The organism is Variovorax sp. YR750 (assembly GCF_900109805.1).
GTDB lineage: Bacteria > Pseudomonadota > Gammaproteobacteria > Burkholderiales > Burkholderiaceae_C > Variovorax > Variovorax gossypii.
The window spans coordinates 401,635-425,712 of the sequence record NZ_FOBJ01000002.1; the positions used below are offsets into that span (position 1 = coordinate 401,635).

A 24,078-nucleotide genomic window follows, 5' to 3' on the forward strand; every position below is an offset into this window, starting at 1 on the left:
CGCGAACCCTCGTCCCGGCTGGAATACAAAAATGCTGCGAGGCGCCCCGACGCGAAGGAGGGAGGGAGGGAGGAGGAGAAGAATCGCCTCGGGATTTCGACCGGACGGCAGGCGCCCGGAAGACCTCGCAACATGAAAACCGTAGGGCACTTACTGCCCACGCGAATTAGGAGCGCTGCATCCGCGGCACGGTTCCCGTCCGTTTCGTAAACGTTTGTGTCGCCGAGTTCACAATGGGTTAGACGCATCGGTGAATAATATTACCGATGCGTTTTCTTGTGAACTGATCAGTTTTGATTTGCTCCGAGCTGCTTCTCGATGACGCTCACGAAACCGTTCTCGTCGGGCGCCGTCATGCTCGACCACGCCTGCACGACCTTGCCGTCGCGCCCGATCAGGTATTTGTAGAAATTCCATTTCGGGGTGGTGCCCGAGGCCTGCGCGAGCTGCTTGAAGAGCGGATTGGCATCGGTGCCGCGCACCGAGGACTTGGCGAACATCGGGAATTTCACCCCGAAGGTGCTTTCGCAGAACTCGGCGATCTCCTTGTTGGAGCCCGATTCCTGGGCGAAATCGTTCGACGGGAAGCCCAGCACCACGAGCCCGCGCGAGCGGTACTTCATGTCCAGCGACTCCAGGCCCTTGTACTGCGGGGTGAAGCCGCAGAAGCTGGCCGTATTCACCACCAGAACGACCTTGCCGGAGTACTGGCACAGAGACTGGGGTTTTTCATCCTGCAGCCTCGGGAAGGTGTGTTGCAGGATCGCCGGGCATCCTGCGGCCTCCGCCGGGGCAGGCGCGGCGGCCGCCGTCTGGGCGTGCGCCGGAAGGGCCGAAACGAGGCTCGCCACGAGGGAAACTGCAGGGGCGCAGCGCCACAGCGTCGACAATCGGAAGGGGGTTCGCATCGCGGGCTCCTGATTCAAAAAGGGGGTGCGCATCCATGCCGCAAGGGCGCGCGTATCCGCATCATCGCGCGTCTGTCACGGGCGCGCCAAACGGGCCGACTAAAATCGACGGCCTTAGAAAGATATAGATGCTCTATCCGGAACTCTTCAGACAACTCGAATCCGTCCGCTGGGACATGGACAAGGACATTCCCTGGCAGTCGTTCGACGCTTCCTTGCTGTCGGAAGAGCAGGCGCAGACCATCAAGATGAATGCCATCACCGAGTGGGCGGCACTGCCGGCTACCGAGATGTTCCTGCGCGACAACCGCCACGATAGCGACTTTTCCGCTTTCATGTCGATCTGGTTCTTCGAGGAGCAGAAGCACTCGCTGGTGCTCATGGAGTACCTGAAGCGCTTCAGCCCCAAGCACGCGCCCACGGAAGAAGAGCTGCACGAAGTGCGCTTCGACTTCGACCCGGCTCCGCCGCTCGAAACCCTCATGCTGCATTTCTGCGGCGAGATCCGCCTCAACCACTGGTACCGCCGTGCCGCCCAGTGGCACACCGAGCCGGTCATCAAGCACATCTACACCACGCTGAGCCAGGACGAAGCCCGCCACGGCGGCGCCTACCTGCGCTACATGAAGCGTGCAATGGAAAAGTTCGGCGACGAGGCCCGTGCCGCCTTCACCAAGGTCGGCGTCCTGATGGCCAGCGCCCGCCGCACGGCGCAGGCCCTGCATCCGACCAACCTGCACGTCAGCAAGGCGCACTTCCCGCGCGACACCGTCCAGAGCCGCATGCCCGACCCCGACTGGCTCGAGCACTGGCTCGACAAGCAGATCAAGTTCGACGCCGTCTGGGAAACCAAGGTCGGCGAGCGCATCCTGCACAACCTGAGCCTGCTGATGAACCGCAGCTTCAAGACGGTCCAGGAGCTGAACCGCTACCGCAAGGAACTGGCGGCCACCCTCGGCCCCAAGCCCGAATACCAGGGCGCCTGAGCCCGAGAGCACACAAAAAAACGCCCCGCATGCCGGGGCGTTTTTTTTGCAGAATCCATGTCACAAACCGGGGACGCCAGCCGTCTGGCCCGTATGGACGACGCAACCCTCACCTTCGACCGCCACCGCCCTCGCCTGCAGGGCATCGCCTACCGCATGCTCGGCTCCATGGCCGAGGCCGAGGAGGTCGTGCAGGACGCCTGGCTGCGCTGGCATGAGGCCGCGAAGGACACCCTCGACAGCGCCGAAGCCTGGCTCGTGACCGTGGTCACGCGCCTGTCGATCGACCGGCTGCGTGCCGCCAAGATCCAGCGCGAGCACTACATCGGCGCCTGGATGCCCGAGCCCACGCTCACCGGCGCGCCCGATTCGCCCGCGACGCCCGAGCAGCTGCTCGAGCGCGCCGACAACATCTCCGTCGCCTTCCTCGCCGTGCTGGAGCGTCTCGCGCCCGAGGCGCGCGCCGCCTTCCTGCTGCGCGAGGTGTTCGACGCCGACTACGACGAAATCGCCCTCACCCTCGGCAAGACCGAGGCCGCCTGCCGCCAGCTCGTGCACCGCGCCAAGCTCCAGGTGCAGGAAGGGCGCCCGCGCTTCAGCGTGCCGCGCGAGACCCACGAGCGCCTGCTGCGCGCCTTCGCCGACGCCGCCGCGCGCGGCAGCCTGCAGGAGCTGAAGGCGCTCATGTCCGAGGACGTCGAGCTCATCGGCGACGGCGGCGGCAAGGTGCAGACCTTCAGCAAGATCCTGCGCGGCAGCCAGCGCCTCGCGCAGCTGTACTACTCGCTGTGGCGCCGCATGGGTCCGGCCGTGCGCATGGAGCTCGTCGACATCAACGGCGAGCCCGGCATGCTGCGCTTTCTCGACGGCGAACTCGAGTCGGCCCAGACCTTCGAGATCGAGAGCGACCGCATCGTGCGCATCCGCGCGCAGCGCAATCCCGACAAGCTCGCACGCATCGCGCAGCTCTTTTCCTCGAAATAGTTCGCGCGGCGTGTCACAGGGCGACCGGCTCGCCCGTCTTCAGTGGGTAAGCAGATCGATTCCATCGCAACCTGTCCCTCACCCACTGGAGAAAACCATGAACACCACCGCACGCCTGAACTGGTTCAAGCTCGTCCCGAAGTCCTTCGAGGCCATCCTCGCCGTCAACACCACCATCGAGTCGAGCACGCTCGGCAAGGTGCTGGTCGACTACGTCTTCGCCCGCGTCTCGCAGATCAACGGCTGCGCCTACTGCCTCGACATGCACGTGCGCGACCTGCGCAAGCAGGGCGAGGAATGGCAGCGCATCAACAGCCTGGCGACGTGGCGCGAGGTGAGCTTCTTCAACGAGCGTGAACGCGCGGCGCTGGCCTGGGCCGAATCGCTCACGCGCCTGGCCGACCGCTACGACGCACGCGAGGCCGAGTTCGCGGCGCTGAAGGCCAACTTCAGCGACCTGGAAATTGCCGAGCTGTCGGTGGCGATCGCGCAGATCAACACCTGGAACCGCCTCAACGTCGCCAGCGGCATCCCGGTGGCGGTGAAGCCGCTGCTCTGATCGGACGCGGAGCTACCTGCGCTCCACCACCATCGGCGCGATGCGCAGGCTCTCGCGCAACTGCGTGACCGCTTCGCCGGCTGCGTTGCGCGAGGCGAAGGGCCCTGCCTGCAGCCGGTGCGTTCCGGCTTCGCTGAACACGTGCAGCTGCGGCGCCAGCGAGGGCAGGCCGCGCGCGGCCTGGTTCAGCAGGCTCTCGGCGCCGTCCCGCTCGCGGAACGCGCCTAGCTGCACCCAGAAACCAGGGAGCGCCGCGGCGGACCGCTGCGAGATGTTCGCGGGCAGCGGCGTCGGTTGTGGAGCCGCTGCCGCCTGCAGCGGAGGCAGCTCGTTGACCACGATGGCCTGCCGGCCCGGTGGAATGTAAGGCGGCGACTGCGCCGATTCCGGCTCCGCCCCCGTTCCCGGAGGCAGGGCCGTGGTCATCGGCGTCTGAGGCGCGACGGGCATCGTCGATGCCGGCTGGGGCATGTCGTTGCCGGCCGTCGCGACAGGCGCCACCCACTCGGCCGGCACCCGCACTTGCTGCTGTTGTTGCGGCTGCGGTGCGCTCGCCACGCGCACCGGTGCCGTACGCACGGGCGCGGCCATGGGAGCTTCGGCCGCGGCATACGCAGTCCCAGAATCGCGTCGCCAGGCGCCGGTGCGGATGTCCTCGTTCGTGATCCGCTCGATCTCCACCGGTGCCACGCCGCGCAGCAGGTCGAGCTTGAGCGCGGCCGTGTAGCTCAGGTCGATGACGCGGCCGTCGACGAAGGGCCCGCGGTCGTTCACGCGCACGATCACTTCGCGACCGTTGGCCGGGTTGCGCACGCGCACGTAGCTCGGCAGCGGCAGCGTCTTGTGCGCGGCCGTCATGGCATACATGTCGTAGGGCTCGCCACTCGATGTGGAAGCCGCGTGGAACTTGCGCCCGTACCACGAGGCCAGCCCCGATTCGCGGAACGGCCGGTCGTCGGTGATCGGCGCGTAGCCGCGGCCCAGCACCGTGTAGGGCTTGCTGGTGCCGCCGCTGGTGCGGATGGGCTCGATGCGAGGCTCGGCGTCGGGCACGTTGGCGAGGTCGGGCGGAATGTTGGTGCCCGGGCCGTCGCGGCCGCTGGCCACGCCGCCTCCGCTGCGCGGACCGCTGGCGCAGCCCGCGAGAAGAATGGCGACGGCTACCGCACACGCCGCCAGCGCGGTGGTGGCTGGGGAACGGGCGCCCTCAGCCAAATACTGCCTTCCACAGCGCCAGCATGGCGTCGCGCTCGGCCGCCAGCGCGGGCGGCGTGACCTGTGTCGGCTCTTCGTTGAGTCGTGCGCGATGCTGCACGCGGCGCAGTTCGCGATACGCCCTCGCCGCGCCGCGGCCCACGCCCTCGGGCAGCAGTCCAGCCAGTTCGGCGCGCAGAAGCAGGGCGATGTTGCCCACGTTCGGAATCAGCTCGGGATGCTCGGCCGAAGACGACAGCACCAGGAACTGCACCGCGAACTCGGCATCGACCATGCCGCCGGGACTGTGCTTCACGTCGAAGCGGTCGGCCTTCACCGGCCGCGCGCCGCGCAGCTTGTTGCGCATCGCGATGATCTCGGCCTTCAGCGCCTCGCGGTCGCGCGGCGCCACCAGCACGGCCTCGCGCACCTGGTCGAAGCGCGCGCCCAGCTCGGCGCCGTGGTCCTCGCTGCCCAGCACGAAGCGCGCGCGCGTCATGGCCTGGTGCTCCCAGGTCCACGCGGTGTTGCTGCCGCGGCCGAGCTGGTACTTCTCGTAGGCTTCGAAGCTGGTGGTCAGCAGGCCCGAGTTGCCGTTGGGCCGCAGGGCGGTGTCGATCTCGAACAGGTCGCCCTCGCGCGTCTTCACCGTGAGCCAGTTGATGAGCTTGCGCACGTAGGCCGCATAGACCTCGCCGGCTCGCTCGTCGTCATCGTCGTAGACGAACACGATGTCGAGGTCGCTGCCGTAGCCCAGCTCCTTTCCGCCCAGCTTGCCGTAGCCGATGATCGCGAATTGCGGCACCTCGCGATGCCGGTTGCGCACGTGCGGCCAGCACCAGCGGGCGGTCACGCGCAGCGTGGCGTCGGCCAGCGCGCTGAGGTCGTCGGCCACCTGCTCGACGGTGAGGCGGCCGTCCACGTCGCGCGCCAGCGTGCGGAACACCTCGGCGTGATGCGCGTGGCGCAGCAGGTTCAGCAGGCGCTCTTCGTCGGCTTCGCCGGTGCGGGTGAGCGATGCGTGGCGCGCGTCGAGCTCGCGCTCGAACTCGGCGGCGACGAAGCGGCCCGAGAGCATTTCGTCGCTCGCCAGTTCGTCGATCACGCCGGGGTGCTGCATCAGGTAGCGTGCCGGCCACCTGGCCGCGCCCAGCAGGCGCAGCAGGCGTTCCTGCACGGCGGGGCGCTCGACCAGCAGCGCCAGGTAGCTCTCGCGGCGCAGCAGCGGCTCGATCCAGTCGGCCCAGCGCATTGCGGCGTCGACGTGGCGCGGGGTCTGGCCCGCGCCGTCGCCGTCGGGCTCCTTGAGCCACTGGCCGGTGCGCTGCACCAGCTGGCGCAGCCGCGCGCGCGTCTCTTCGCGCAGGGCCAGCACGCGGGGCTGCTCGCACCAGTCGCGGATGCGCTCGGCGAAAGCCGGCGGCAGGTCGTCGAGCAGGTCGGCCAGGTCGGCGGGTGCGGCGGCCTTCTTGCCGTTGCACTTGCCGTTGCAGGGCTTCTCGCCGCCGAGCAGCTTGTCGAACTCCTGCGCGACGAATTCGCGATGCGTGTCGAGCTGCTCGAGGAAGGGGCAGCAGCTGGGGTAGCCCATGGTCTGGGCGATCCAGCGCAGGTCGTCGTCGGACACGGGCAGCACGTGCGTCTGCTGGTCGTCGAGGTACTGGATGCGGTGCTCGACGCGGCGCAGGAACTCGTAGGCCGAGGCCAGCGCATCGGCGGTTTCCTGCGGCATGAGGTTGGCGCGCGCCAGGCGCTGCAGCGCGTCGAGCGTAGGCCGCGTGCGCAGCTCGGGGAACTGGCCCCCGCGCACCACCTGCAGCAGCTGCACGGTGAACTCGATCTCGCGGATGCCGCCGCGCGAGAGCTTCACGTCGTTGGCGCGCTCGGGGCGCCCGGCGCTGCGGCGCGCCGACTGCTCGCGGATCTGCCGGTGCAGCACGCGCAGCGAATCGAACACGCTGTAGTCGAGATAGCGGCGGAACACGAAGGGCAGCACCGCGCCGCGCAGGCCCTGGGCCTGGCCCGCGAGCACGATGTCGCGCGGCGCGACCACGCGGCTCTTCATCCAGGCGAAGCGCTCCCACTCGCGGCCCTGCACCTGGAAGTACTCCTCGAGCGCATCGAGCGAGACCACGCTGGGGCCCGAGTTGCCGTTGGGCCGCAGCGCCAGGTCGACGCGGAACACGAAGCCGTGCTCCGTGGTGTCGCCCACCAGCGCGTAGATGCGCTTCACGGCGCGCGCGAAGTACTCCTGGTTGGCCAGCCGGCCGCGCCCGTCGGCGTCGCCCTTGGTCTCGCCGTCCACGTCGTAGAGGTAGATCAGGTCGATGTCGCTCGACACGTTGAGCTCGCGCGCGCCGAGCTTGCCCATGCCCACGATCCACAGCTGCGCGCGACGGCCATCGGGGCCCAGCGGGGCGCCGTGCGCCGCGTCGAGTTCGCGACAGGCTTCCTGGCACGCAATATCGAGTGCCAGCTCGGCCAGCTCGGTGACGGCGGTGGTCACCACGGCCAGTGGAGCCTGCTCGTCGCAATCAAGAGTTACAAGCCGCTCCATCACGAGCTGCCGCACAATCCGGAGTGCATCGCCGACACCGTCCCCGCGCTGGCGCAGTGCCTCGTAGGCCATCGTCATCGATTCGCGCCGCGGCGCGCCGGGGGGAAGCAACGAAAGCTCGGCTGCATACCTGCGGCGCAGGCGCTGCACGAACCTCGAATACGAAGAGAAGGCGTCTTTCGGCGCCGAAGAAATGGGAGAAATGGTGTCTGGCAACTGGTTCACACCGATGCTGGTTTCCGTGGAACCCGTCTGAAAGCTGGCGGTCATAATTCCCGACACAGCGCGATCCTCAATGAACGACACGGCGTCTACCCCTTCACGTCTGCTCAAAATAACCGCTGTGACGGCGCGCTGGCTGCTGGGTCTGTTGATCGCTGCATGGCTTCTGCTGGCGCTGTCAGTCGTTGTCCTACACGCGTGGATTGTGCCGCGAATCGGCGATTTTCGTGATGCGCTCGAGGCACAGGCTAGCAAGGCCATCGGCGTGCCGGTTCGCATCGGATCGATCACCGCCCGCTCCGAAGGGCTTTTCCCGGCCTTCGAATTGCGCGACGTGGTGCTGCAGGACGCGGACAAGAGAGAGGCCCTGCGCCTCGCGCGCGTGGTGGCCAGCGTGTCGCCGCGCTCGCTCTGGCGGCTCAACTTCGAGCAGCTCTACATCGAGGGCCCACAGCTCGACGTGCGCCGCGACACTCAGGGAAAACTCCATGTGGCTGGTTTGCACATGCCCACCGATACCACCGGAGAGACCCGCGGTGCCGACTGGTTTTTCGCGCAGCGCGAGCTGGTCATCGAAGGCGGCACCGTGCGCTGGACCGACGAGCAGCGCCAGGCCGAGCCTCTGCTGCTGACCGACGTCCGCTTCGTCGCGCGCAACAGCGCCAGGCGCCACGGCCTGCGGCTCGATGCCACGCCGCCCGCGGGCTGGGGCCAGCGCTTCACGCTGCGCGGCCAGTTCCGCCAGCCGCTGCTGTCCATCCGCAGCGGCCACTGGCAGACCTGGGACGGCCAGCTCTATGCCGACCTGCCCTACATCGACGTCACCCGGCTCGGCCAGTACGTCTCGCTCGACGCCCGCATCCGCGAGGGCAACGGCGCATTGCGCCTGTGGGCCGACGTGGACGACGGCCAGGTCGTCGGCGGCGCGGTCGACCTGGGGCTCGACAAGGTCGACGTCTCGCTCGACAAGGGCCTCCAGCCGCTGGTGCTGCGTGCCGTCACCGGCCGCATCTCGGGGCAGCTCACCGAGGAGACGCTGGAGTTCGCCACCACCGCGCTGCAGTTCGACACCACCGACGGCATGCGCTGGCCCGGCGGCAACCTGTGGCTGCAGCACACGCCGAACCGGGGCCGCACGCCCGAGCACGGAGCTTTGCGCGCCGACCGCCTCGACCTGGCCGCGCTCGCCCTCATCGCCGACCGGCTGCCGCTGGGCGATGCCACGCACCGCATGCTCGATGCATACGCGCCGCGCGGTCTCGTCGAGCACGTCGACCTGAACTGGCAGGGCTCGCTGGGCGCGCCGAGCCGCTACCAGGCCAAGGGCCGCGTCAGCGGGCTGCGCATCGCTTCCCAGCCGGCCAAGGCGGATGCGGCAACCACGACCACCGCTTCCTCCAATGCCTCCGGCACGGCCACGCCCCAGCCGAAGATCCACACCGGCACACCGGGCCTGAGCGGCGCCACCATCGACTTCGACGCCACCCACACCGGCGGCACCGCCACGCTCGCCATCGCGCGGGGCACGCTCGAATTCCCGGGCGTGTTCGACGAGCCCGTCATTCCCGTCGACCGGCTCTCGACGCAGCTGCAATGGAAGCTCGACAGCGGCAACGGCAGTGCCCAGCTGCAGATGTCGAAGCTCAGCTTCGCCAACGCCGACGCCGAGGGAGAAGCCCAGGCCAGCTGGCGCACCAGCGATCCCGCAACCTCGAGCAGCAAGGCCCGCTTTCCCGGCGTGCTCGACCTGCAGGGCAAGCTGACCCGCGCCGACGGCACGCGCGTGTTCCGCTACCTGCCGCTGGACATTCCCCAGCACACGCGCGACTACGTGCGCGAGGCCGTCACCAAGGGCATCGCCAGCAACGTCGACTTCCGCGTGCGCGGCGACCTGCACGACATGCCCTTCAAGGACCCGAAGCAGGGCGACTTCCGCATCGCGGCCAAGGTGGCCGACGTCAACTACGCCTATGCGCCGCCGTCGATCACGGCCGCCACGCCTTCGCGCAACGGCACTCCCGCGCGCATCTGGCCGGCGCTCACCGGCCTCTCGGGCGAGCTGGTGTTCGAGCGCGACAGCATGCTGGTGCGCAACGCGCGCGGTCGCCTGGCCGGCACCGCCGGCGTCGAGGTGACCAGGGGCGAGGCGCTGATTCCCGAGCTGTCGCACCACGCGCAGGTGCTGCGCGTCGATGTGCAGGCCAAGGGCCCGCTGGCCGAGGTGCTGCGCGCGGGCGCGCCGCTGGCCGGCACCGAGGCGGGAGGCGTGGGCGAGGTCATGCAGGCCGCGCGCGCCACCGGCTCGGCCGACTACAAGCTGCACCTCGAGCTGCCCCTGGAGGCCATGGACAACGCCAAGGTGCAGGCCAGCGTGGTGCTGGCCGACAACGAGCTGCAGGTGGTGCCCGAGGCGCCTTCGTTCACGCAGACGAAGGGCACGGTCAACTTCACCGAAACAGGCTTCTCGCTGGCCGGCGTGCAGGCGAAGCTGCTGGGCGGCGACGTCCGCCTGGAAGGCCGCGGCCGTTTCACCGGCCCCAACCGCGAGGTGGCCCTGAAGGCGCAGGGCACGGCCAGCGCCGACGGCCTGCGCGGCGCGCGCGAGGTCGACTGGCTCGCCCGCCTCGCGAAGAAGGCCACCGGCAGCACGCCCTACGCGGCCACCTTCTCGGTGCGCGACGGCGCGACCGAGTTCTCGCTCAGCAGCAGCCTGCAGGGCCTCGCGCTGCAGCTGCCGCCGCCGCTGGTGAAGACGGCCGAGGAGCAGATGCCGCTGCGCATCGAGAAGAAGGTGCTCGCGCGCGAAACCACGAAGCAGGGCGCGACGGTGGCCACGCAGGACCAGCTCTCGCTCGACCTCGGCCGCGTCGGCGCCGTGCAGTACGTGCGCGACCTGCTGGCCAACGGCGAGGCGCGCGTGGTGCGCGGCAGCATCGGCGTGGGCCTCGCGCAGGGCGAGACGGCCAGCCTGCCCGACAAGGGCGTGTTCGCGAACGTCAACGTCGCCAAGCTCGACATGGCCGCATGGCAGTCGCTGCTCGGCGAGACCGGCAGCCCGGGTGCCGAATCCTCCGAGCACCCCGACGATCCGTCGATGGCCTACCTGCCCACGCGCATCGCGGTGCGCGCGCAGCAGCTGGGTGTCGCGGGCCGCACGCTGCACAACGTGGTGCTCGGTGGCACGCGCGACGGCGCCGTCTGGCGCGCCAACATCGACGCCACCGAGCTCAGCGGCTATGCCGAATATCGCCACGCGCAGGCCGGGCGCCTCTATGCGCGGCTCGCGCGGCTGAAGATCGCTCCCTCCGAGGCCAACCAGGTCGAGGCCCTGCTCGACGAGCAGCCCGGCACCCTGCCGGCGCTGGACATCGTGATCGACGACTTCGAACTGCTCGGCAAGCGCCTCGGCCGCGCCGAGATCGACGCGGTCAACCGCGGCGGCGCGGGGCGCGAATGGGCGCTCAACAAGCTCACCTTCACCATGCCCGAGGCCAGCTTCGCGGCCAAGGGCACCTGGGCCGCGGTGCCCGGCGCGGCGGCCGGCCAGCGCCGTACCGCCATGACCTTCAGGCTCGACATCGCCGATGCCGGCGAGCTGCTCACGCGCTTCGGCATGCCGGGCGTGCTGCGGCGCGGGCGTGGGCGGCTCGAGGGCGACGTCAACTGGCGCGGCTCGCCGTTCTCGCTCGACTACCCCAGCCTGGGCGGACAGCTGCAGGTCGACGTGGAGCAGGGCCAGTTCCTCAAGGCCGACCCGGGCCTGGCCAAGCTGCTCGGCGTGCTGAGCCTGCAGGCGCTGCCGCGCCGGCTCACGCTCGATTTCCGCGACGTGTTCAGCGAGGGCTTCGCCTTCGACTTCATCCGCGGCGACGCGAAGATCAACAAGGGCATCGCCAGCACCAACAACCTGCAGATGAAGGGCGTCAACGCCGCTGCGCTGATGGACGGTTCGGCCGACATCGTGCGCGAGACGCAGGACCTGCGCGTGGTGGTCGTGCCCGAGATCAACGCGGGCACTGCGGCGCTGGTGGCCACCGCCATCAACCCGGCCGTGGGCCTCGGCACGTTCCTTGCGCAATGGGTGCTGAGCAAGCCGCTCGCGGCGGCGGCCACGCAGGAGTTCCATATCGAAGGCACCTGGGCAGACCCCAAAATAGCGAAGGTGCCGCGCACGCTGCAGCTGCTGCCGCAGAGCATTCCCGGCATTCCGGGGCTGCCGCCTGCCTCCAGGACCGCGGACGAAGGCAAGAAAACGGAGACCAAGCAATGAAAGTCGCAGCCATCCAGATGGTGTCGGCCATCGCCCGCGAAGCCAATCTCGCGCGCGCCCACGACCTGCTCGCGCAGGCTGCCGCGGCCGGCGCCGAGCTCGCGGTGCTGCCCGAGTATTTCTGCATGATGGGCGCGCGCGACACCGACAAGCTGGGCCTGCGCGAGACCGCCGGCGCGGGCACGGTGCAGGGCTTCCTGGCCGACGCGGCCCGCGAGTTCGGCCTGTGGATCGTCGGCGGCACGCTGCCCATCGAGAGCACCGACGCCGAGCACGTGTTCAACAGCTCGCTGGCCTTCTCGCCCGACGGCCGCTGCGTGGCGCGCTACGACAAGATCCATCTCTTCTTCTTCGACAACGGCACCGAGCGCTACGACGAGCGCCGCGTCATCGCACCCGGCGCGAAGCCGGTGGTGTTCGATCTGCCCTCGCGCGACGGCCACCGCTGGCGCGTGGGCATGAGCGTGTGCTACGACCTGCGCTTTCCCGAGCTGTACCGCGCGCTCGCCAAACAGGGCGCCGACCTGCTGCTGGTGCCCAGCGCCTTCACGCGCACCACGGGTGCCGCGCACTGGGAGGTGCTGCTGCGTGCCCGCGCCATCGAGAACCTGGCCTGGGTGGTCGCGCCCGCGCAGGGCGGCACGCACGAGAACGGCCGCCAGACCTGGGGCCAGTCGCTGGTCGTCGACCCGTGGGGCACGGTGGTGGCGCAGCAGGCCTCCGAAGAAGGCGTGGTGCTGTTCGACATCGACGCCGCGAGAGTGCAGAGCACGCGCACGCAGCTGCCCGTGCTCTCGCACAGCGTTATTTAGATGACCCCCAGGCTTGCCCACTTCGTGTGGCCGCCAACCCCCTTCCAGGGGGCAACACCGGCGGCCCGGCAAAGCCGGTTCCGCGGTGTTCCTGGAATAAGCCCCGTACCTCGCGTGCGGCGGTGTTACCGGCATGTCTGATGCGCTGCTGACCGTCGCACCGCAGCGGTGGGCGCTGCTGGCGTACGCGCGGCTGCGCTCGCTGTGGCAGCGCTGGTTCCTGTGGCTGCTGCTGGCGGTGCTGGTGTCGGTGCTGCTGGTCACCGTCGTGTGGCTCGCGGGCCGGCACGAGGTCGAGCAGGTGCAGGCCGCGCTCGATCGCGACACCTCCGACGCAGTCTCCGACCTGCGCAGCGGCTTCCAGCGCAATGCGCAGAGCCTGCGCGCCACGCAGGCGCCGGGCGCCGATGCCTCCAAGTGGTCGGAGGTGGCCGCGACGCTGCTGCGCGAGCATCGCGAATGGCTGCGGCTCGAATGGCGAGACGCCGCGCTGCGCCCGCTGCAGGCCGTCAACACGCCCTACCGCATGCGCGTGCTCGACGAGGACACGCGCGGCCAGGAGCAGTCCGACGTGACGCTGGCCTGCGCCGCCGCGCGCAAGCTCGGCGCGCCGGCCTACTCGCCGAGCCACTACGTGCCCATCGCGGGAGGCGGCGGCATCGAGGTGATGGAGCTGTGCGTGCCCATCGACGCCGGCGGATACCTCGTTGCGAGCTATTCGCTGCGCGACGCGCTGATCGAACTCGTCGGCCCCACCCTCACGCGCGGACAGGAAGTGGCCTTCACCGAGGCCGACGGCACGCGGCTGGTGGCGCTGGGCAGCTCGCGGCGCACCGGCACGCGGGTGTTCACCTCGCAGCAGCTCATCGACCTGCCGGGCACCGCGCTGATGCTGCGCGTGGACGGCTGGCGTGCCGCGCCCGACCTGTTCCCGAACATGCTCACGGCGCTGGTCACGGCGATCTCGATCGCGCTGGTGTCGGTGCTGGTGCTGCTCGCGCGCGACACGCGTCGCCGCCTGCGCGCCGAGCGCGACCTGGCCGACGCGCTGGCCTTCCGCAAGGCGATGGAAGACTCGGTCATCACCGGCCTGCGCGCGCGCGACCTGCAGGGCCGCATCACCTACGTGAACCCGGCCTTCTGCGAGATGGTCGGCTTCAGCCCCGAGGAGCTCATGGCGGACAACGCCGAGGCCCCTTACTGGCCCACCGAGCTGGCTCACGAATACCAGCAGCGGCAGGCGCGCCGGCTGGCGGGCGGCATGCCGCCGCGAGAGGGCTTCGAATCGGTCTTCATGCGCAAGGACGGCACGCGCTTTCCGGTGCTGATCTTCGAGGCGCCGCTGATCAACGCGCACAAGGTGCAGACCGGCTGGATGAGCGCGTTCATCGACGTGAGCGAGCAGCGCCGCATCGAGGAGCTCTCGCGCGCCAGCCAGGAGCGCCTGCAGGCCAGCGCACGGCTGGCCACCGTGGGCGAGATGGCTTCGCTGCTGAGCCACGAGCTCACGCAGCCGCTGGCGGCCATCGCCAGCTACGCGAGCGGCTCGCTCAACCTGCTGGGGCCCGAGGCCAAGGGCGACCAGGGCGAGGTGGCGATGGCCGTGAAGCGCATCGCCGAGCAGGCCGACCGCGCGGGGCAGGTGATCCGCAGCGTGCACGACTTCGTGCGCCGGCGCGACCGCACGCGCGAGGCCGTGGCGCCGCAGGCGCTGATCGACGCTGTGCTGCCGCTGGTGCGGCTGCAGGCGCGCAAGCTGGGCGTGATCATCGAGGTGGTGCTGGAAGACCGCCTGCCCGCGGCCATGTGCGACCGCACGCTGGTCGAGCAGGTGCTGCTGAACCTCGCGCGCAACGCGATGCAGGCCATGGACAGCCCCGACAATGTCGGCAGCCGCGTGCTGCGGCTGCGCGTGGCGCGCGCCACGGCGGTGGGCGGCGCGGTGCAGGAAGACGGCAGGCGCTGGATAGAGTTTTCGGTGGCCGACCTCGGCAGCGGCATCGACGCGGATGTGGCCGAGCGGCTCTTCACGCCCTTCTTCACCACGCGCGCCGATGGCATGGGGCTCGGCCTGAGCCTGTGCCGCACGGTGGTCGAGCAGCACGGCGGGGCGCTCGTGTACGAGCCCAACAAGCCGCGCGGCACGGTCTTCAGGTTCACCCTGCCGGCGGCTGCCTGAGAACGCTTTTTTCGACGGACAACTTTTTGCTGGACTTCATCGCATGCAACCGCTGATCGACGGCTTGATCTTCATCGTGGACGACGACGCCAGCGTGCGCGAGGCGCTGGCATGGCTGCTGCGCTCGCGCCGCCTGGCCAGCGAGCACTTCGCGAGCGCCGAGGCGTTCGAGCAGTTCCTCGACCAGGGCCCGTTGCCCCAGCAGCCGCTGTGCCTGCTGCTGGACGTGCGCATGCCCGGCACCAGCGGGCTGGTGCTGTTCGACCGCATCGTCGAACGCGGCCTGCTGCCCGCGATGCCGGTGATCTTCCTCACGGGCCATGCCGACGTGCCGACGGCCGTCGACGCGGTCAAGCGCGGCGCCTTCGACTTCTGCGAGAAGCCGTTCTCGGACAACGCGCTGGTCGACCGCATCGAGCATGCGTTGAACGCGTCGCTGCAGGCGCTGGAAGTGCAGCGCGCGCGCCGGGGCCTGGCCGAGCGCATCGGCGAGCTGACCGAGCGCGAGCGCGACGTGATGCGGCTGGTGATCGAAGGCCTGCCCAACAAGCTCATCGCCGACCAGCTCGCGATCAGCGTGCGCACGGTGGAAGTCCACCGCGCGCGCGTGTTCGACAAGATGGAAGTGAAGTCGGCCGTCGAGTTGGCGAACCGCCTGAGAGAACTGGGCTAACCCCCAGGCTTGCCCACTTCGTGTGGCCGCCAACCCCCTTGCAGGGGGCAATACCAGCGGCCCGGCAAAGCCGGTTCCGCGGTATTTCTGGAAGGGGCCAGGATCAGGCCTTCTCCGCCACGAAGATCTCGACGCGGCGGTTCTGGGCGCGGCCGGCGGCCGTGTTGTTGTCCGCCAGCGGCTCGCGCGAGCCGCGGCCGTCGGTGGTGATGACCGTGGTCGAGACGCCGCGGCTCACGAGGTGGTTGCGCACGCTGTCGGCGCGGCTCACCGAGAGGCGCTCGTTGCCTTCCTCGCTGCCCACGCTGTCGGTGTGGCCGACCACGCGCACGCTGGCGGCGGTGGCGCTCTTCAGGCCTTCGGCCACCTTGTCGAGCACCTGCGCGAGGTTGCGCTTGACGTTGGAGCGGCCGGTGTCGAACGACAGCTCGTTCGGGATCACCACGTGCAGCTGGTTGTCGGTGGTCTGTTCGATCACCACGCCCGTGCCCTTGGTCGAGGTCTCGAGGTCGGTCTTCAGGGTGGCCAGGCGGGCTGTCCAGCTGTTGGCCGGTGCGGCCGGAGCGGCTGCGGGCGCGGGGGCCGGCGGCGGCGCCGACTGCGATGCGCAGCCCGCGATGAACAGCAACGCGGCGGCGGCCGCACCAGAAACAACAAACTTCCTCATGAGATTCCCTCTTAATGGACCAATGGAACGGTAATGGCGGGAACCGGCCTTTCAGCGCGGCCGGTTTCCCTTCGTGTGCTGGAGATCGTTCAGCCTTGCGGCCCGCGCTCGCCCACGTAGATTTCGACACGGCGGTTCTGCGCCCGGCCCGCGTCGCTGTTGTTGTCGGCGACAGGCTCGCGCGAGCCGCGGCCCTCGATGCGGAAGGCCGCCGCGTTCACGCCGCGCGCCACGAGGTAGTCGCGGGTGCTGGTCGCGCGTTCGACCGACAGCGGGTTGTTGATGGCGTCCGAGCCGGTGCTGTCGGTGTGGCCGATGATGCGCACCTCGGCGTTCGGGTTGTTGCGCAGGCCGCTGGCGAACTGGTCGAGCACCGGCGCGAAATTGGGCTTGATGTTGGCGCGGCCCACGTCGAAGGACACGTCGCTCGGGATCTGCAGCTTCAGCTCGTTGTTGGGCGTCTGCGTGACGGCCACGCCGGTGCCCTGCGTGGCGGCTTCCATCTGGCGCTTCTGGTTTTCCATGCGCTGCGACCACAGGTAGCCGCCCAGCGCGCCGGCCGCCGCACCCAGCACCGCGCCCGTGCCGATGGCGCCGCGGTTGCCGCCGGTGGCCGAGCCGATCGCGGCGCCGCCGAGCGCGCCGATGCCGGCACCGATGCCGGTGTTGCGCTGCGTGTCGGTCATGCCGCCCGCGCAGCCGGAAAGAACGAGTGCGGCGGCGGTGGTGGCGAGTACGAACTTTTTCATGGCGATCCCTTTCAAGGTTGAATCAGGCGGGGCACAGCTTAGCCTTCGGGGAGTGCGTGATGGTACGGGCTCAAAGCCCTACGGAAAATAAGAAAAGTTTCGCCTTCGCGCATGAATGCTGCAATGATTGCTACTAAAGCAATAGCAATTGAGTGCTTGTCCGACAGTGCCGCGCGCCGCGGGACTGCACGAGCAATTCACGGATTGGGCGGCGGCTTCCGGTCGGCGGTGTCGCGACCGGCTTCGGGGCCGTCGTCGTCATCGTGCAATTCACCCTTTTTGCGGCCGGAGAACATGGTCCACCAGATGATCAGGATGAACACGAGTCCCGCGGCGAGGGCTTCAAGCAGAATCAAACCCATGAGAAATGGACTCCAGTGGCTGGTCGGGCTTGCGATCGTAGCAACGCTCGCCGCCTGTTCCACCGGCCCGCGCACGCCCGAGGCCCCCATCCGCCCACCCGCCACCCAGCCGCGCGACCTCGGTCCGCTCACCGGCTCGCTCGCGCATCCCAAGAGCCGCTGGGTGCCGGTCGGCTGGGGCGAGCTGCCGGGCTTCGGCGAAGACCCGCTGCACGAGGCCTGGATCGCGCTGCTGGCGAACTGCTCGCGCCCCAATGCCGCCTTCGCGCCGCTGTGCCGCGACGTGCGCCAGCTCGCCATCGCCACTCCCGAAGAGCAGCGCCAGTGGATGACCGACCGGCTGCAGCCCTACCGCGTCGAGGCGCTGAACGGCCAGACCGAAGGCAAGCTCACGAGCTACTACGAGCCGGTGTACGAAGCCTCGCGCGTGCCCACCGCCACCTTCAGCGTGCCGATCTACCAGGCGCCCGACGGCCTAGTGCCGCGCCGCCCCTGGTACACGCGCCAGGAGATCGAGACCCTGCCCGAGGCCCAGGCCGCGCTGCGCGGGCGCGAGATCGCGTGGATGGCCGACCCGATCGACGCGCTGATGCTGCACATCCAGGGCTCCGGGCGGCTGCGCATCACCGAGGCCAACGGCTGGCAGCACACCGTGCGCATGGCCTTCTCGGCGACCAACGAGCAGCCTTATCGCAGCGTGCAGCAATGGCTGATGAGCCAGGGCGTGACCAAGGTCGGCAAGTGGCCCGACGACACCAAGGCCTGGGCCGCGCAGAACCCGCAGCGCGTGACGCAGCTGATGTGGAGCAACCCGCGCTACGTGTTCTTCCGCGAGGAGACCATGAGCGAAGTCGACGCCGCCTTCGGCCCGCGCGGCGCGCAGGGCGTGCCGCTCACGGCCGGCCGCTCCATCGCGGTCGACCGCGAGAGCATCCCGTACGGCACGCCGGTGTGGCTTGCATCCAACGGACCGGCGGCGCAACTGCAGAAGCTGGTGGTGGCGCAGGACACCGGCAGTGCCATCCTCGGAGCGGTGCGGGCCGACTACTTCGCAGGTACCGGTGCCGATGCGGGCCGCTTCGCTGCGAGCATGAACCAGCCGCTGCGGCTGTGGGCGTTGTGGCCGCGGCAGCTGCCGGCACCCTGAACGAGACGGGCCGATACGGCCCGCGCTGGTCTGAACGGTTGATGAAGGGATGCTGAAAAGACCCGATTCAACCTGACCTGAACCTGAGCAATTCACGGAGTCGTCATACGAAGTGCCTAACTTCGCGGGCTGGTTTTCCTTTCCAACCCACGAAGAAAGACATTGCGCATGACCGCAAACACCCGCACCGACGATCGTCCGGTCGAAATCGAAGACATCGGCACCAACCCCACTTCGAATCCCTCGTTCAACGACCTGATCGCCTCGCGCCTGAGCCGCCGCCACCTGTTCGGCCTGGGCGTCGGCACCGCCGGTACCGCACTGCTCCAGGCATGCGGCGGCGGTGGTGGCGGCGGCACCGCCTTCCCCGTCCTGCCCCCGGCACCGGCTCCTGCTCCCGCGCCGGCTCCCGCTCCTTCTCCCGCTCCGATGAAGCTCGGCTTCAACGCCGTCGCCAAGAGCCTCGCCGACGTGGTCACCGTGCCCGCCGGCTACACCGCCAGCGTGCTCTACCGCCTGGGCGACCCGATCGCCTCGGGTGTCGCCGCCTACAAGAACGACGGCACCGACGACGCCACCACCTACGACCGCCGCGCCGGCGACCACCACGACGGCATGACCTACTTCGGCATGAACGCGTCGAACAAGTGGGACGCCGCCGGCGCTTCGCGCGGCCTGCTCGTGATGAACCACGAGGCCATCACGCCGCTGTTCCTGCACCCCACCGGACAGACCATCACCGGCACCGGCAATGCGGCCGCACGCACCGTCGCGGACGAAGTGCTGCGTGAGTTCTACCTGCACGGCGTGAGCGTGATCGAGGTCAACAAGAGCGGCAGCACCTGGAGCTACAAGCAGGACTCGAGCCTCAACCGCCGCGTCCACACGCTCACCGAGATGAGCTTCTCGGGTCCGGCCGCCAAGACCGACTACCTGAAGACCAAGTACTCGACCGACGGCAGCAAGACCCGCGGCACGCTCAACAACTGCGCCAACGGCACCACGCCTTGGGGCACGTACCTGACCTGCGAAGAGAACTGGGCCGGCTACTTCCGCCGCATCGCCGCCAACGACGACGGCAATCGCACCGCCAAGGACCTGGCTTCCTTCAGCCGCTACGGCGTGGCCAGCACCGGCCGCGAACTCTGGGCCACCGTCACGCCCGACACCGCCGAAGGCCTGTACGGCCGCTGGAACACCGAAGTCGTCGCCACGAGCGGCACCGCTGTCGATGACTACCGCAACGGCGCCAACACCTACGGCTGGGTGGTCGAGATCGACCCGTTCACCCCCTCCAGCACGCCGAAGAAGCGCACCGCGCTGGGCCGCTTCGGCCACGAAGGCGCCTGCCTGGGCCCGGTCGTGGTCGGCAAGCCGCTGGTCTGGTACATGGGCGACGACTCGCGCAACGAGTACATCTACAAGTTCGTGTCGACCAAGAACTGGGACGCTGCCGACATCGGCGGCGGCATGGCTGCTGGCGACAAGTACATGGACGACGGCAAGCTCTACGTCGCCAAGTTCAAGGCCGACGGCACGGGCGACTGGCTCGAACTCAAGCTGGGCGTCAACAACATCAACGCCAGCTATTCGAAGTACGCCTTCGCCGATGCAGCCGATGTCGTGATCAACGCGCGCCACGCAGCAGATGCGGCTGGCGCCACGAAGATGGACCGCCCCGAATGGACGGCCGTGAATCCGAAGACCGGCGAGGTCTATGTCACGCTGACCAACACCAACGCCGGCTCGCGCCCGATTGGCAGCACTGACGCAGCCAACCCGCGTTTCTACAACGACAAGACGACCGGCGGCACCGACCAGAAGGGCAACCCGAACGGCCACATCGTTCGCTTCGCGGATGCCGGCGGCGACCCCGCGGCCGTCACCTTCAAGTGGGACGTGTACCTCTTCGGCGCGCGTTCGACCGCATCGGCCGACGTGAACCTGTCCGCCCTCGGCGCTGACAACGACTTCTCCAGCCCCGACGGCATGTGGTTCAGCCAGGCGGCGCCCGGCCTGCTGTGGCTCGAGACCGACGACGGCGCGTACACCGACGTGACCAACTGCATGCTGCTGGCCGCCCTGCCGGGCAAGGTCGGCGACGGCGGCGCGAAGACCATCACGAACGTCGACGGCTCCACCACCGCCACGCAAGCCACCTTCGTCGGCAAGGCCCCCGGCACCGATGGCCTGCGCCGCTTCCTGGTCGGCCCGATCGATTGCGAAATCACCGGCATTGCCGAATCGGGCGACGGCCGCGCGCTGTTCGTGAACATCCAGCACCCGGGCGAGAACACGGCCAAGGGCAACATCTCCGATCCCACGAAGTTCCTCAGCCACTGGCCCGACGGCGGCATTACCCGCCCGCGCTCGGCGACCGTGGTCATCACGAAGAACGACGGCGGCCTGATCGGTCTCTGATCGGCTGGCAGGGGCGGGACCCCGGCCCCTTTCTTCACGGGAGACACCGCGGAACCGGCTTTGCCGGGCCGCAGGTGTCGCCCCCGGCGAGGGGGTGGCGTAGCGACACGAAGTGCGCGAAGCCTGGGGGCGTGCTACTACCCTGGCGCTGCCGGCAACGGCAGCGCCGTTTTGTATCGGACTTGCTTGAGCGCAAAGCTCGAGCGGATCTTCTCGATCCCCGGAATCGGCGTGAGCTGTTCCAGGATGAATTTCTCCAGCGCCGCCATGTCCGCCACCGCGATGCGGATCAGGTAGTCGCTGTCGCCCGTCATCAGGTAGCACTCCATCACCTCGTCGTGCTCGGCGATGCGCTGCTCGAAATCGGCGAGCGACTGCTTGCTCTGCGTCGTGAGGCTGATCGATATGAACACGTTGAGGCCCAGGCCCAGCGCCTTGGCGCTTGCGAGCGCGACATAACGGTCGATCACGCCGTTGGCCTCGAGCACCTTCACGCGCGACAGGCAGGGCGACGGCGAGAGGTGCACGCGTCGCGCGAGCTCCACGTTCGACAGCGCGCCGTCGCGTTGCAGCTCGTCCAGAATGCGCAGGTCGATGGCGTCAAGTTGCATGAAATGCCGCTCAGTTTGAATTTGGCGGAATTTTATGCTGCGACGCGAACGCGGATTTGGCTTCGCCGGTAGCTAATTCTCCGCATTGCGGCCTAAAGTGCCGGTATGAACGCCCCGATTTCGCCCGACCAGATGCGCGCCTTGCTGCTGGATGAAACGCAGCTCTCGCACGACCCCGACCCCGCCGAGACCGCTGAATGGCGCGATGCCTTCGTGGCGATGGCGCAGACGCAGGGGCCGCAGCGCGCGCGGCAGATGCTGGTCGAGCTGGCGCGTCTCGCGCGGCAGCAGCGCATCGGCTGGCAGCCCGAACTCGCCACGCCGTACGTCAACACCATCGCGGTGGAAGACCAGCCGCCGTTCCCCGGCGACCTCGCCATCGAGGAAAAGCTCGCCTCGCTGATGCGCTGGAACGCGCTCGCGATGGTGGCCAAGGCCAACCAGGCGTACGGCGAACTCGGCGGCCACATCGCCAGCTACGCCAGCGCGGCCGACCTGTTCGAGACCGGCTTCAACCATTTCTTCCACGCGCGCAGCGAGCACCATCGCGGCGACCTCGTTTTCTTCCAGCCGCACAGCGCGCCGGGCGTCTACGCCCGCGCGTACCTCGAAGGCCGCCTGAGCGAGGAAGACCTGAAGCACTACCGCCAGGAACTCACCGCGCCCGCGTTCGTCGACGGCAGCGGCGCGCGCGGCCTGTGCAGCTATCCGCATCCGTACCTGATGCCGGACTTCTGGCAGTTCCCGACCGGCTCGATGGGCATCGGCCCCATCAGCTCGATCTATCACGCGCGCTTCATGCGCTACCTCACGCACCGCAACCTGCTGAACTGCGAAGGCCGCAAGGTGTGGGGCGTGTTCGGCGACGGCGAGATGGACGAGCCCGAGTCGATGAGCGCATTGACGCTCGCCGCGCGCGAGAAGCTCGACAACCTCGTGTGGGTGGTCAACTGCAACCTGCAACGCCTGGACGGCCCGGTGCGCGGCAACGGCCGCATCATCGACGAGCTCGAGAAGCTCTTCGCCGGCGCGGGCTGGAACGTCATCAAGCTCGTGTGGGGCAGCGACTGGGACGGCCTCTTCGCGCAGGACCTGAGCGGTGCGCTGGCCCGCGTGTTCGCCAACACCGTCGATGGCCAGATGCAGACCTTCGCGGCCAAGGACGGCCGCTTCAACCGCGACAACTTCTTCGGCCAGAACCCCGAACTCGCGCGCCTGGCCGAAGGCATGACCGACGAGCAGATCGACCGCCTGAAGCGCGGCGGCCACGACCTCGTGAAGATCCATGCCGCCTACGCGGCCGCCGCGGCGCACCGGGGCCAGCCCACCGTGATCCTCGCCCACACCAAGAAGGGCTACGGCATGGGCAGCGCCGCGCAGGGCAAGATGACCACGCACTCGCACAAGAAGATGGGCGACGTGGACCTCATCGAATTCCGCGACCGCTTCAACCTGCCGCTGACCGACGCGCAGGCCACCGCGATGGACTTCTACCGCCCGGCCGAAGACAGCGCCGAGATGCGCTACCTGCGCCAGCACCGCGAGGCGCTCGGCGGCGCCATGCCGCGCCGCGAGACCGCCTGCGAGGTGGTGGCCAAGCCCGACATCGCGAGCTATGCGCAGTTCGCGACCGTCGCCGCCGGCAAGGAGATGAGCACCACCATGGCCTTCGTGCGCATGCTGGGCAACCTCATGAAGGACAAGGCCCTGGGCCCGCGCATCGTGCCCATCGTGGCCGACGAGGCGCGCACCTTCGGCATGGCCAACCTGTTCAAGCAGGTCGGCATCTATTCGAGCGTGGGCCAGCGCTATGCGCCGGAAGATATCGGCTCGGTGCTGAGCTACCGCGAAGCCACCGACGGGCAGATCCTGGAAGAGGGCATCAGCGAGGCCGGCGCCATCGCGAGCTGGACGGCCGCGGCCACCAGCTACAGCGTGCACGGCCTGGCGATGCTGCCCTTCTACATCTACTACTCGATGTTCGGCTTCCAGCGCGTGGGCGATGCCATCTGGGCCGCGGCCGACCAGCGCGCGCGCGGCTTCCTGCTGGGCGCCACCTCGGGGCGCACCACGCTCGGCGGCGAGGGCCTGCAGCATCAGGACGGCAGCAGCCACCTCGTGGCCGCGACCATTCCCAACTGCAAGGCCTACGACCCGGCTTTCGCTGGCGAGATGGCGGTGATCGTCGACGCGGGCATCCGCGAGATGATGGTCGAGCAGCAGGACGTGTTCTATTACGTCACGCTCATGAACGAGAACTACGCGCAGCCCGACGTGCCGGCCGGCGCGGAGGGCGACATCCTGCGCGGGTGCTATCGCTTCGGCACTTACGCGCCCGCATCGGGCGGCAAGGCAAAGAAGAAGGTCACGCTGATGGGCTCGGGCGCGATCCTCACCGAGGTCGTCAAGGCCGCGCAGCTGCTGGCCGACGAAGGCATCGAGGCCGAGGTGTTCAGCGTCACCAGCTGGAGCGAACTCGCGCGCGACGGGCTGGCCTGCGAGCAGCGCGCGCTGGCTGGCGAGGCCGACGCCGGCACGCCGTTCATCGCGCAGCAGCTCGGCAAGGGCGCAGGCAAGGCGCCGATCATCGCCGCCACCGACTACGTGCGCGCCGTGCCCGAGAGCGTTCGTGCCTTCCTGCCCGAGGGCCGCCGCTACATCACGCTGGGCACCGACGGCTTCGGGCGCAGCGACACGCGCGCCGCGCTGCGCGGCTTCTTCGGCGTCGATGCGCAGAGCATCGCGAACGCCGCGCGCCACGCATTGAGCTGAGTCGG

Annotated in this window: 17 protein-coding genes; 10 read left to right on the top strand and 7 right to left on the bottom strand. The window is 68.9% G+C overall.

Features of this window, described 5'->3' with window-relative positions:
• Positions 1-287: 287 nt before the first annotated feature.
• A complete protein-coding gene (locus BMY35_RS05425; RefSeq protein WP_093195974.1) occupies positions 288-908 on the bottom strand; it encodes a glutathione peroxidase in 621 nt (206 codons plus the stop codon).
• Positions 909-1,036: 128 nt separating this feature from the next.
• Between BMY35_RS05425 and BMY35_RS05430 the strand changes: the two genes are divergently transcribed.
• The 3 genes from BMY35_RS05430 (at position 1,037) to BMY35_RS05440 (ending at position 3,437) form a co-directional block, all read left to right on the top strand.
• Positions 1,037-1,894, top strand: a complete 858-nt coding sequence (locus BMY35_RS05430; protein WP_093195975.1) for a ferritin family protein — start codon at positions 1,037-1,039, stop codon at positions 1,892-1,894.
• Between the two features lie 93 nt (positions 1,895-1,987).
• Entirely contained in the window at positions 1,988-2,878 is an 891-nt protein-coding gene (locus BMY35_RS05435) for an RNA polymerase sigma-70 factor (RefSeq protein WP_093195976.1), read from the top strand.
• Positions 2,879-2,975: 97 nt separating this feature from the next.
• Complete coding sequence (locus tag BMY35_RS05440) at positions 2,976-3,437, top strand: carboxymuconolactone decarboxylase family protein (RefSeq protein ID WP_093195977.1); 462 nt, start codon at positions 2,976-2,978, stop codon at positions 3,435-3,437.
• Between the two features lie 12 nt (positions 3,438-3,449).
• Here BMY35_RS05440 and BMY35_RS05445 read toward each other — a convergent pair whose 3' ends face one another.
• Positions 3,450-4,652: a septal ring lytic transglycosylase RlpA family protein gene (locus tag BMY35_RS05445; RefSeq protein WP_093195978.1), complete on the bottom strand. Its 1,203-nt coding sequence runs from the start codon at positions 4,650-4,652 to the stop codon at positions 3,450-3,452.
• Positions 4,645-7,458, bottom strand: a complete 2,814-nt coding sequence (gene glnE, locus BMY35_RS05450; protein ID WP_093195979.1) for a bifunctional [glutamate--ammonia ligase]-adenylyl-L-tyrosine phosphorylase/[glutamate--ammonia-ligase] adenylyltransferase — start codon at positions 7,456-7,458, stop codon at positions 4,645-4,647. The genes BMY35_RS05445 and glnE overlap by 8 nt, the downstream gene beginning before the upstream one ends.
• A 25-nt stretch (positions 7,459-7,483) precedes the next feature.
• On the opposite strand from glnE, the gene BMY35_RS05455 reads away from it, so the two are divergent.
• The 4 genes from BMY35_RS05455 (at position 7,484) to BMY35_RS05470 (ending at position 15,344) form a co-directional block, all read left to right on the top strand.
• Positions 7,484-11,680: a YhdP family protein gene (locus BMY35_RS05455; RefSeq protein ID WP_093195980.1), complete on the top strand. Its 4,197-nt coding sequence runs from the start codon at positions 7,484-7,486 to the stop codon at positions 11,678-11,680.
• A complete protein-coding gene (locus tag BMY35_RS05460; RefSeq protein WP_093195981.1) occupies positions 11,677-12,492 on the top strand; it encodes a carbon-nitrogen hydrolase family protein in 816 nt (271 codons plus the stop codon). Before BMY35_RS05455 ends, BMY35_RS05460 begins: the two co-directional genes overlap by 4 nt.
• Before the next feature lie 133 nt (positions 12,493-12,625).
• Entirely contained in the window at positions 12,626-14,671 is a 2,046-nt protein-coding gene (locus BMY35_RS05465; protein ID WP_093195982.1) for an ATP-binding protein, read from the top strand.
• A 43-nt stretch (positions 14,672-14,714) separates the two neighbouring features.
• Entirely contained in the window at positions 14,715-15,344 is a 630-nt protein-coding gene (locus BMY35_RS05470; protein WP_093195983.1) for a response regulator transcription factor, read from the top strand.
• Between the two features lie 103 nt (positions 15,345-15,447).
• Here BMY35_RS05470 and BMY35_RS05475 read toward each other — a convergent pair whose 3' ends face one another.
• The 3 genes from BMY35_RS05475 to BMY35_RS38250 form a co-directional block, all read right to left on the bottom strand.
• Positions 15,448-16,011, bottom strand: a complete 564-nt coding sequence (locus BMY35_RS05475) for an OmpA family protein (RefSeq protein WP_093195984.1) — start codon at positions 16,009-16,011, stop codon at positions 15,448-15,450.
• A gap of 89 nt (positions 16,012-16,100) precedes the next feature.
• Positions 16,101-16,760: a YiaD family glycine zipper/OmpA-like lipoprotein gene (locus tag BMY35_RS05480; RefSeq protein WP_093195985.1), complete on the bottom strand. Its 660-nt coding sequence runs from the start codon at positions 16,758-16,760 to the stop codon at positions 16,101-16,103.
• A 197-nt stretch (positions 16,761-16,957) separates the two neighbouring features.
• Positions 16,958-17,122 carry a hypothetical protein gene (locus tag BMY35_RS38250; RefSeq protein ID WP_176947409.1) on the bottom strand — a complete coding sequence of 55 codons (165 nt, stop codon included), beginning with the start codon at positions 17,120-17,122 and terminating at the stop codon, positions 16,958-16,960.
• Here BMY35_RS38250 and BMY35_RS05485 point away from each other — a divergent pair.
• Positions 17,121-18,269, top strand: a complete 1,149-nt coding sequence (locus BMY35_RS05485) for a murein transglycosylase A (protein WP_093195986.1) — start codon at positions 17,121-17,123, stop codon at positions 18,267-18,269. The genes BMY35_RS38250 and BMY35_RS05485 overlap by 2 nt on opposite strands.
• A 168-nt stretch (positions 18,270-18,437) precedes the next feature.
• Positions 18,438-20,690, top strand: a complete 2,253-nt coding sequence (locus tag BMY35_RS05490) for a PhoX family protein (RefSeq protein WP_093195987.1) — start codon at positions 18,438-18,440, stop codon at positions 20,688-20,690.
• A gap of 137 nt (positions 20,691-20,827) precedes the next feature.
• Here the strand turns inward: BMY35_RS05490 and BMY35_RS05495 are convergent, their stop codons facing one another.
• The gene (locus tag BMY35_RS05495) at positions 20,828-21,301 is read right to left on the bottom strand and encodes an Lrp/AsnC family transcriptional regulator (RefSeq protein ID WP_093195988.1); all 474 of its coding nucleotides are present in this window, start codon (positions 21,299-21,301) and stop codon (positions 20,828-20,830) included.
• Between the two features lie 105 nt (positions 21,302-21,406).
• Here BMY35_RS05495 and mdeB point away from each other — a divergent pair, with 105 nt between their 5' ends.
• On the top strand, positions 21,407-24,073 hold the full coding sequence (mdeB, locus tag BMY35_RS05500) for an alpha-ketoglutarate dehydrogenase (RefSeq protein ID WP_093195989.1): 2,667 nt from the start codon (positions 21,407-21,409) through the stop codon (positions 24,071-24,073).
• Positions 24,074-24,078: the final 5 nt, after the last annotated feature.

Excerpts from the sequence above, each read along its gene's own strand:
- BMY35_RS05470 (WP_093195983.1), top strand. The coding sequence starts at position 14,715 with ATGCAACCGCTGATCGACGGCTTGATCTTCATCGTGGACGACGACGCC.
- BMY35_RS05435 (WP_093195976.1), top strand. The coding sequence starts at position 1,988 with ATGGACGACGCAACCCTCACCTTCGACCGCCACCGCCCTCGCCTGCAG.
- BMY35_RS05490 (WP_093195987.1), top strand. The coding sequence starts at position 18,438 with ATGACCGCAAACACCCGCACCGACGATCGTCCGGTCGAAATCGAAGAC.
- BMY35_RS05495 (WP_093195988.1), bottom strand. The coding sequence starts at position 21,301 with ATGCAACTTGACGCCATCGACCTGCGCATTCTGGACGAGCTGCAACGC.
- BMY35_RS05475 (WP_093195984.1), bottom strand. The coding sequence starts at position 16,011 with ATGAGGAAGTTTGTTGTTTCTGGTGCGGCCGCCGCCGCGTTGCTGTTC.
- BMY35_RS05485 (WP_093195986.1), top strand. The coding sequence starts at position 17,121 with ATGAGAAATGGACTCCAGTGGCTGGTCGGGCTTGCGATCGTAGCAACG.
- BMY35_RS05440 (WP_093195977.1), top strand. The coding sequence starts at position 2,976 with ATGAACACCACCGCACGCCTGAACTGGTTCAAGCTCGTCCCGAAGTCC.
- BMY35_RS05460 (WP_093195981.1), top strand. The coding sequence starts at position 11,677 with ATGAAAGTCGCAGCCATCCAGATGGTGTCGGCCATCGCCCGCGAAGCC.
- glnE (WP_093195979.1), bottom strand. The coding sequence starts at position 7,458 with ATGACCGCCAGCTTTCAGACGGGTTCCACGGAAACCAGCATCGGTGTG.
- BMY35_RS38250 (WP_176947409.1), bottom strand. The coding sequence starts at position 17,122 with ATGGGTTTGATTCTGCTTGAAGCCCTCGCCGCGGGACTCGTGTTCATC.
- BMY35_RS05465 (WP_093195982.1), top strand. The coding sequence starts at position 12,626 with ATGTCTGATGCGCTGCTGACCGTCGCACCGCAGCGGTGGGCGCTGCTG.
- BMY35_RS05480 (WP_093195985.1), bottom strand. The coding sequence starts at position 16,760 with ATGAAAAAGTTCGTACTCGCCACCACCGCCGCCGCACTCGTTCTTTCC.
- BMY35_RS05430 (WP_093195975.1), top strand. The coding sequence starts at position 1,037 with ATGCTCTATCCGGAACTCTTCAGACAACTCGAATCCGTCCGCTGGGAC.
- mdeB (WP_093195989.1), top strand. The coding sequence starts at position 21,407 with ATGAACGCCCCGATTTCGCCCGACCAGATGCGCGCCTTGCTGCTGGAT.
- BMY35_RS05455 (WP_093195980.1), top strand. The coding sequence starts at position 7,484 with ATGAACGACACGGCGTCTACCCCTTCACGTCTGCTCAAAATAACCGCT.
- BMY35_RS05425 (WP_093195974.1), bottom strand. The coding sequence starts at position 908 with ATGCGAACCCCCTTCCGATTGTCGACGCTGTGGCGCTGCGCCCCTGCA.